Annotated in this window: 1 protein-coding gene; it reads left to right on the top strand. The window is 63.9% G+C overall.

What is annotated here, in order from left to right; all coding sequences use genetic code 11:
- The coding region (locus tag QM588_RS25600) for a zinc-binding dehydrogenase (RefSeq protein ID WP_283317432.1) at positions 1-437 on the top strand (437 nt) is incomplete at its 5' end.
- Positions 438-457: the final 20 nt, after the last annotated feature.

The raw sequence follows: 457 nt of genomic DNA, 5'->3' as shown, positions 1-457 counted from the left end.
TCGACTGGGCTCTCGACCTCGGTGCCACGCACACCGTCGACGCCTCCCAGGTCGATGCAGTCGAGGCCATCCAGGAGCTGACGGGCGGGTTCGGGGCCGATGTCGTCATCGATGCCGTCGGTCGTCCGGAAACCTGGAAGCAGGCGTTCTACGCCCGCGATCTCGCCGGCACCGTCGTCCTCGTCGGCGTCCCGACCCCGGAGATGACATTGGAGATGCCGTTGATCGATTTCTTCTCCCGCGGTGGGTCGTTGAAGTCGTCCTGGTACGGCGATTGCCTGCCCGAACGTGACTTTCCGATGTTGGTCGATCTGTACGAGCAGGGCCGGTTGCCGCTCGAGAAGTTCGTGACCGAACGCATCGGTCTCGGTGATATCGAGGCAGCGTTCGACAAGATGCACCAGGGCACCGTGCTGCGTTCGGTGGTGGTCCTGTGAGCGGGCAGTTCCGAGTCCAG

The sequence above is a fragment of the Rhodococcus sp. IEGM 1354 genome (assembly GCF_030056855.1).
GTDB lineage: Bacteria > Actinomycetota > Actinomycetes > Mycobacteriales > Mycobacteriaceae > Rhodococcoides.
The sequence above is the reverse complement of the archived record's forward strand: the minus strand, read 5'-3'. Positions and strand labels throughout refer to the sequence as shown.